Below are 8,342 nucleotides of genomic sequence, written 5' to 3'. Positions count from 1 at the left end.
AAGGCAGTTAGATTACAAGGTTGGTTAACCAGAAGTTTAGAAGATTTGGCTCTCCAAGATGAGAAGGATTTATTGAAGGCTCCTTCTGACCGTAAGTATAGATTTAAAACAGTTAACTTAATTAGAGAGTTCTTAAGAGTAGTTAACTATGAGGGTTCATTAAAGGGTGAAGAACTAAAAGCTTTCTGCTTTGAGAAAGAGGGATACCCACATTCATCCAATCATAAATGGTTTACTCGTAATGCTGTTGAGTTTAAGGAATTGCTAGGGGTATCAGTTCCTAAGGATGTAGAAGACAAACCATTCCAGTTTATTCAAGCAGTCCTGAATACTTTAGGGTTGGCCACTATAGATAAAAGAGTGAGTGTAAGGAAAGGGGATGTCTTAGTTAATAGCTGGTGTGGTGGTGTTTATCCAGATGTAGATGTGGATGAGAAGATTAGAGTTAGAAAATACTATCTTGACTTAAGTTCAGTTGAGATGATGAATAAGATTCTGAAAGCTAAGGAAGAGAACTTTGCTAAAAAAGGAGAGCTGGTAGGTTTGCCATTCTAGCAGTATAAGGTTAGTTGAGTGCTGGCCAACCCTTTCTGTTAAAGAAGAAGATAAAAAAGGTTGGCCACTACTTGAGTTATAGAAAGCATAGTTATGAGTAACTCAAGCTAACTTATACTTGATTTACAGTAAGCCTGGGTTACATTTAACATTAGTTATAGTTAATGTTTTCTATAACCTTGGTTTATAGTAAACTCTATAATCTCTATGCTCCCAGAATGAAACCCCCTTCATTACCATATATTAATCATTAGTAGAGCGATCGCATCATAGTGACTTGAATCACCAAGCTAAGGTATAGGATGCTATATGGTGGTTAGGTACTTAACCAGGTGTGGATTATGACTGATGAAATTCAGAAGAAGAGAGCGCAAGTTGTATCAAAGTTAATTTCTGCTTGGGGGATGTTTAAAGAGGTTGAGAAGATATTGTCTGAATGTAATAGTATTTCACCATTAATCTATTTTTAAAATATTTCTGGGACTTCAAGTTGTTTGATTACTCCTGAATAGTGCTTATAAATTACTTCAGGAGAATTACCCACCATGTCAGCAACTTGTTTAACACTAATACCTACCTCCAAACATAGGGTGATAAAAGTGTGACGACAGTTATATTGAGGTAAATAATATCTAATCAACTTATCATTGACTAAATTAGTTAATATAGGTTTCCACATTCTATTTAGAAAATTATGAGTATTTAACTCTCTACCATTGCGGTTACAAAATAGTAATTTCTCAGCTTCCCCATACCCAATATTATTCAAAATCTCTCTCAATTGATTATTGATAGGGAATAATCTAATTTGATGAGTTTTTGTATCTTTCCTAATTCTGACATCAGAAGGTACAGCTTCTGCAAAAGTAATATGTGTAGGAGTAATATGTTTCCATTTCAAGGCTACAGCTTCTTCAGGTCTACACCCAGTAAGAAATAGAAGCCTAACATAATTAGCATAATAGTAATGAGGTAATGGTGAATATTTTGGACAATACTTGTTACTATCAAAAGCATCAATAATAGTATTTATTTCCTCTCTGTTAAAAGTGAGTATAGTACCATCTTTTCTTTTAGTCTTTATACCGCCAACTAAGTCTTTGAAGGTATTGTCTTTTATTAGTTTGGATAGAACCGCCCACTTACAGCAAGCACTAAATTGTTTTAAAGTACGTTTGGCTGTTTCAGCAGAATAAATACTTAGTAAGTAATCACGTATAATGATTGCTTCAGTTATCTCAGTAGTAGGTAATGCTTTGATGCGCTTGCTGATTAATGAATAGTCACGGAGAATAGTTGATTCTTCTACTTGATCACTTCTGAACTCAACATATTTCTCCCATAGCTCCATTAAGCTATACGTTCGCTCTTTGCTGGCTGTCTTGAGTATATTAGCTTGGATTTTGTATTTAGCTAGTGTGGAATCAAAATGCCCAGCTAGTATGTCTAACTCAGCTTGACGTGCTTTGATTTCAACAACCACTCTATTTTCAGCAGTGTCAGCTAAATTCAAAGATAAGTATTTCTGATTACCATTGAATAAAACTCTAGGAAATCTTAATCTTAAACGACCTTCCAAGGCTTCAATTCCAACTTTCATGACTATCACTCTGTTGAATAAGCATAGTCATTTCATAGTCAAAAGAGCCTCATACACAAATTCAGCTCTCTAGTACTACTAATAACTAGAAGCTGAAACCCTTATATAGATTAACTTTTAAAGTGGCTCAGGTCGGAGTTGAACCAACGACCCCAGGCTTATGAGTCCCGTGCTCTAACCAACTGAGCTACTGAGCCATATATCTTCAAATCATCTACTACTATAGCATACAAATTTGCTCAAGACTAGGATTTTTGCAAATTTCTTACAGCTTTCATCCCTGTTGAAGCAATAGAAAGCAAAAGAGGGAGTTTACCTCCCTCAACTACCAAGGCAATAGTTTGGTTATAGACAGCTAGGAATTAGACGCGTTCCGGTAACATAGCTATTGGGTTAACAGCACCCTTACCTGATGGATGAATTTCAAAGTGGGTATGTGGGCCAGTACTGTGACCAGTGCTACCCATTAAAGCAATTGTTTCTCCTTGATGCACCTGCTGACCAGGTTGCACCAGAATTTTGCTGTTATGAGCATAGCGAGTCGTGCTGCCATCAGGATGGCGGATTTCGACAAGGTTGCCGTAACCACCTTTGTTCCAACCAGCTTTTTCTATCGTCCCCTCAGCTGAGGCGACAACTGGCGTGCCAGTGGAGTTAGCAATATCAATTCCTTTGTGCGGTCTTCCCCAACGCATACCAAAGCCAGAAGTGAGAGTGCCCTTTGCTGGCCAGGTGTAAGCTAAGGTTGAAGTAGATGGAGGAGGCGTTAGTTCGTCAATGGGTCTGGGCAGATATTGATCAACTGCTGCCAAAGGTGGTATTACCTGTGGAGTAACTGTCCTTCCTTGCATCATTCCTAAGGAGTCAGAAGCATTTACTCTTCCAGAAGGCGTTGCAACCTTTACCGGAGATGGAGTGCCAGAGGGAGTCCACTGACTAGCAGAACCTAGATTAGGCAAGAACTCTGGATTTACTGCCTCGCTAGGGCGTACAGGAGTACGGAATTGAGGTTTAATTGGCTGAACGCTATAGTTACTCCGAATCGGTGTAGGAACTGGAATTTGGATCGCTACACTATTCGGTTGAGCAGCATTAGGTACAGTGAAATTATTGGGGGTAGAAATAGGAGTGAGCGTCGCAGCATTATTAGTTTCGGTAGCTGCTGCTGACACAACTAAGTTACCAGACTGTTGAGCACGATATTTCTGCTGTAACCTCTGAATTTCGGCTTGTAAGCCCCGCAAACGGCCATTATTGTTATTGTTGCCTCTTGCTACCCTATTTGTTGGTGCTTTAGGCTGTTGCATTTCGGCAAAAGCTGTTGGCATTGGAATGTTACCACCGACCCCAGAAGAAGTAACAGGAGTGGGGGCTGTCTCTAAGTCGGTCGCACTATTTGCCTGAATCTGAACAGTTACCGATGTAGGGACGGTAATTTTACTGTTGTCGGCAATAGTTGGTGATTGTGAAGTAGGTAGATATGAGTTGGCACTACCAATATTTATAGGGGAGTTGGCTACTTTTGGAGTTTTGCTGGACTCTACAAAAGTAGTACTCGCTACAGTGGGGTTACTTGCTACACTTGCCTCAATTTGAACAGCAGGAATAATTAGTTGTTGACTAATTTTCAGTTCATTTGGATTATTGAGGTTATTTGCCTTGACTAGTTCTGATACGGAAGTGTTATATCTGCTGGCGATCGCTGCTAGTGTATCTCCAGGCTTAACTTCGTAGGCTGTTCGAGTCGAAGACGCAATAACTGTTGGTGTAGCTGGTGTCAGTGCCTTCGTCTGTGTCTTCTGTTTTAACTTCGATATCAAGTTCGCTTTGCTTGCATCGCCAGAAGCGTCCGACTGGGCTAATACAGTCGTCTCAACTACAGTTGTCGGTTGCGCCAACCCCATATCAGCTTGTGATAAATCTTTGGTTTCCCCAGACCGGAACTGTGCCAGACTATTTCTTAAACGGTTCGATTTTTCTTGTAAGCGATTCAGTGCGAACTGTTGTTGCGCCTTAAGTTGTGCATTTATTTCACTGTTGGCTGCGGTTGACGTTGCTACTGTTTGTGGCTGGGCAGTTAGTGGTGCATTTCCAATACCAACATCATCAGCACTAGACTCAGACAGATTATTGACTGTTGGGAAACTAGTTTCAGCTAAGGTATTGTTTAATCCCTGTGCCACTTGGGGCTTCAGGTAGGTAGAATTTTTATAAACTGCTGTTCCTTGGGAAAACCTTTCTGATGCAGGAACTTGCAAAGACATTCCCTTTGCCGCGACTTGCCATTTAGCTTCAAGCCCAGGCACTTGTGAGACTGCCGTTGGTTCCACGATAACAGGATTTTCCGGCACGCTCGCTGATGAGATTGCTTGGGACTCCAGCTTTGTGGAGGCGAATTTCACCTCAGTGTCAGGAACAGCAGGAATCGTTGAAGTTGCCTTTTGGCTACCTACAGGCACTGCTGCTTGGGCTTGATCGCTTTGTCGAGTCACCAAAAGGCTGGTTGCTCCCATAGAGATTGCCAAGCCAATCATGGCGGCTTTTGTCCGCACCCGGCGGTTAACAACTTTTGGATTTGTCACATTTAGCAGTTCTACCGGGGCATCATCGCTGCTGGGGTTATTGTTCAACACAGCTTTTACTCTTTTTTTCAATGCTCGTTTCAAAGACGACCTCCTATGATCACTAGCGCTTAACTGACCTCGATTTTTCAGTTGGATACTAGTTAATGATTTAGATCACAACGAATGATAGATCAAGATCACATTCACCAGAGATGTTTACGCAAGATTAACCTGCTTCTCTGATTTAAACAAGCTCACACGTATTAGCAAAACTTAAATTTTGCTGTGTTTACTTGTCCGAACCACTCCTCACACCACTTAGGACGTTTTACTTTTTACCATTGTCCGCGCTTGTCTTGCGTCAATCGCGGGGACTGGACAAACTATTTGCCAAGTCCATAGTCGTTGCCGAGAATTAAATTGCTGCGACTTCTGTAAAAGTGATGCCCCCCACTGTAGATATCTTCAAGATATTTCTACCCAATCAGTCTTCTCAACACGAGACTTTACGTTGATTATTCCCTAAAAAACAACCGTATGATCTATCGGCTACTTTGGGGCTGCTTTCTAGCGTTGATCGAACTAAAATCGCTCAAATGTTTAATGTGACTGGGGTTTACCCCTTTTGTTCCCCAATTTAGGATGTTTCAGATTCATCAAAATCTATCATTCAAATTTGGCAATATCCCAAGTTTTATATACAAATTTCTTATAATAACCTTACTATCCTTGTAAGTATCTTCCACTACAATTTCCGAAAAAAACTAATTTTAGGTATCTTGTTTTACATATTATTGAAGTAATCAAGAAAATTTTTACTGCCATAAATCGTTCGTCCAATAGATATTTAGGAATTTTATAAGTATATTTACTTGTGGTCACGAAGCTAAACAACTATTGTAAATAGCCTAACTGACGACGGGTTTCAAATAAGCTAATTGCCACACTCACTGAGAGATTCAAGCTGCGAACCCCCGGTTGGCTCATGGGAATATACAGAGTAGCATCGCAATCTGACAAAATTGCTGGTGGTAAGCCCGTAGTTTCACTACCAAACAGGAGCCAATCATCTGGTTGAAACTGAAAGCTGACGTAATTAAAATTTCCACTGACAGTAAAACATAAGCATCTGCCTCCACGCTGCTGATGTACGGTTTTAAAGGCTTCTAGCGATTCGTGATAGTGCAGCTTGACGTAAGGCCAGTAATCCAATCCTGCTCTTTTGAGGTAGCGATCGCTAATTTCAAATCCCAAAGGCCCCACTAAATGCAACTCTGTACCCGTAGCTGCACAAGTACGAGCAATATTACCTGTATTAGGAGGAATTTGTGGGTTAACTAAAACTACCTGGGGCATTGACCGTATAATCTACGTATTGTATAAAAAAATTTCTTGTCAATGTTAAATCTACCAAAGGGTAGAGGCGATTCATAGGTTTTATTAATAATAATCAAATATCCTCCATTAATTAGATTTTTAAAACGAAGCGCAAACCCTCCCAGAACAATGTCTGAGAGGATGTTTGGTTAAAATCAGCAAATATTAAGTTTTATGTGGAAATAGAAAGGGCTTGTGTCTCCAAAAAAATCTACCATTTGTCTGAAGAGGGGAGTGGGGAGTGGGGAGTGGGGAGTGGGGGATGAGGGGGATGAGGGAGATGAGGAGACAAGGGGAATAACCCATGCCCAATACTTCGACTTCGCTCAGTACAAGTGCCCAATGCCCAATGCCCAATGCCCAATGCCCAATGCCCCTTGAGTTAAGCCAGTAGGGACGAACACAATTTGTCTTCGAGTTCGATTTCGCGTTCTTGGGTGGCGACAATAGCCTGGGTGATGACGCGCTGGCTGTCAAAACCGACTGCGTGTAATTGCAACCACTGTTGAGCTTCATTGCCTTCGCGGAGGATTTTGTGCAAAGGGGAAAGGAAACAGCTAAAGCCTTGTTGTTTAGCGATCGCCCAAACATCTTGGTACATTTCAGAAATCCAATCTCTGGCTAGGATACTTCTGCCATCTTGCCAATGCCTCAAATTAGCATCAAGACTACCAGCAGCAGCAGCAGCTTCGTTGTCAGCAGTCAGGGTGACGAGTTCTTCAGGAGAGAAGGTACTTTGGGTTAATGGATCGATGCTGGGATTTTCGATTATTTGCAACAAACGCGCTTCTAATAAGGCTGTAATGGCTAGCAAGGCAATGGGATCTGTGACTAAATCGCAAATTCGCAATTCTAGGCGATTTAGATTGTATGGACGGCGATCGCCATTTGGTCGCACTGATGCCCACAAATGCCGCACGTTTTGCATGGTTCCAGCAAGGAGTTGATCTTCCACCCACTGAATATGATCGGCGTGGCTGGCAAATAACGGTACATAGCTAGGCGTTTGCGGAAATACGCCCCAACGGGTGGAGTGATAGCCAGTAGCTTTGCCATCCAGGAAGGGAGATGAGGCACTGAGGGCGAGAAATAAGGGTGCTTCCATACGGATCACCCGACACGCCCGCATTAATACTTCTGGGTCACTGATGCCTACATTGATGTGTACGCTGGCGGTGACTACTTTTGTCCCGTAGGTACTCTCAATGTAGTCATGATAGGGGTTTGCTGGATCGGAACGGAGAAAGCGATCGCTCCCACTCAAAGATAAAGTACTCCCCGGTATCAGGGTATAATTGCCCAAACGATTCAGGTAGTTTCGCAACACCCGCCTCGGACGCAGCAAAGCACACAATAAATTTTCGTAATTATGGGATGGTTGAGTTATATATTCCACGTTGCGGCTATCTGGCTCCCGCATAAATCCATCCAAATCCGCAACAATTTTGTCGGAGAGACCGACGATTTCACCTTGAGGCGTGCCAGTGTACATCTCAATCTCAAAGCCTTTTAATAAAACCACCTTGTTCTCCTCGGCTCTCTCTGCCTATAAATTGTATCGAATAAGACGAATCTCTGGATCTATCTTTAAGTCAATCAAAGGTTAAGAATCATTTTATTGATAATTCATAACCAAATCAGGACGACGGATTTATTGGCTGTCCTCCCAAAAGTTATTCCTCTTGAAGTAGGAAAAATACGCCTTATGTGAATTAAAAACGCCCAAGCTATAGCAAGGGTTTCAGGCTATGGTTTAGCCAAGATGTTTAGCCATGTTAACGTATTTACGCCTTTCCAGACTCCAACTCACATAAGCCGTAAAATATATTAATCTAGGTTAAGGGCGGTACAGAACAAAATCATTGGGTGAATCAGTCTCTTGAACAATATTGAGACGGAGAAAATTCGCCCATACTTCATCACTAAGTAAGTTTAAAGCAGTTTCGGGATTGTTAATTGCGATCGCGCCTATAACTTTACGCCATCCCTGCTGCAATGACTCGACAAAAGCCTCTTCAATAGAAACTTGATTCAGCAACGAAAGTGCCGTTTTAAAAATTGCTGAATCAGCTTGTATATTCTTCGACCTTAACCCCTGAAGTGCCACATTTAACCATACAGGCACATACTATGGTGTGCGATCGCTTTTCTTTCGGCTCAATGATATACCAAAATGAATGCGTGAATTACTCAAATGAGAAAACATTCAGGCAATTGAGAAAGTAAAAGCTCATTTTACTTGCGGA

At 41.4% G+C, this 8,342-nt stretch carries 7 protein-coding genes and 1 tRNA gene; 2 read left to right on the top strand and 6 right to left on the bottom strand.

The window, feature by feature from the left end:
* A partial coding sequence (locus LC574_RS15025) for a hypothetical protein (protein ID WP_229454265.1) occupies positions 1-555 on the top strand: 555 nt, incomplete at its 5' end.
* 466 nt (positions 556-1,021) lie between these two features.
* Here LC574_RS15025 and LC574_RS15020 read toward each other — a convergent pair.
* From LC574_RS15020 to LC574_RS15005, 4 genes are all read right to left on the bottom strand, one after another.
* Positions 1,022-2,155, bottom strand: a complete 1,134-nt coding sequence (locus tag LC574_RS15020) for a tyrosine-type recombinase/integrase (protein WP_229454264.1) — start codon at positions 2,153-2,155, stop codon at positions 1,022-1,024.
* 123 nt (positions 2,156-2,278) lie between these two features.
* Positions 2,279-2,352 (bottom strand) — tRNA-Met (locus LC574_RS15015).
* Between the two features lie 165 nt (positions 2,353-2,517).
* Positions 2,518-4,821, bottom strand: a complete 2,304-nt coding sequence (locus LC574_RS15010) for a peptidoglycan DD-metalloendopeptidase family protein (RefSeq protein WP_229454263.1) — start codon at positions 4,819-4,821, stop codon at positions 2,518-2,520.
* Positions 4,822-5,613: 792 nt separating this feature from the next.
* A complete protein-coding gene (locus LC574_RS15005; RefSeq protein ID WP_229454262.1) occupies positions 5,614-6,075 on the bottom strand; it encodes a tRNA (cytidine(34)-2'-O)-methyltransferase in 462 nt (153 codons plus the stop codon).
* 255 nt (positions 6,076-6,330) lie between these two features.
* Between LC574_RS15005 and LC574_RS15000 the strand changes: the two genes are divergently transcribed.
* Positions 6,331-6,477, top strand: coding sequence for a histidine kinase (locus LC574_RS15000; protein WP_229454261.1), 147 nt, complete (start codon positions 6,331-6,333; stop codon positions 6,475-6,477).
* 1 nt (position 6,478) lies between these two features.
* On the opposite strand, the gene gshA is transcribed toward LC574_RS15000, so the two are convergent.
* Together gshA and LC574_RS14990 are read right to left on the bottom strand one after the other, a co-directional pair.
* On the bottom strand, positions 6,479-7,618 hold the full coding sequence (gene gshA, locus LC574_RS14995; RefSeq protein WP_229454260.1) for a glutamate--cysteine ligase: 1,140 nt from the start codon (positions 7,616-7,618) through the stop codon (positions 6,479-6,481).
* 315 nt (positions 7,619-7,933) lie between these two features.
* On the bottom strand, positions 7,934-8,221 hold the full coding sequence (locus tag LC574_RS14990) for a hypothetical protein (protein WP_229454259.1): 288 nt from the start codon (positions 8,219-8,221) through the stop codon (positions 7,934-7,936).
* Between the last annotated feature and the right edge of the window lie 121 nt (positions 8,222-8,342).

It is taken from the genome of Nostoc sp. CHAB 5715 (assembly GCF_020829685.1).
Taxonomy (GTDB): domain Bacteria; phylum Cyanobacteriota; class Cyanobacteriia; order Cyanobacteriales; family Nostocaceae; genus Nostoc.
The sequence above is the reverse complement of the archived record's forward strand: the minus strand, read 5'-3'. Positions and strand labels throughout refer to the sequence as shown.

Excerpts from the sequence above, each read along its gene's own strand:
- LC574_RS15005 (WP_229454262.1), bottom strand. The coding sequence starts at position 6,075 with ATGCCCCAGGTAGTTTTAGTTAACCCACAAATTCCTCCTAATACAGGT.
- LC574_RS15020 (WP_229454264.1), bottom strand. The coding sequence starts at position 2,155 with ATGAAAGTTGGAATTGAAGCCTTGGAAGGTCGTTTAAGATTAAGATTT.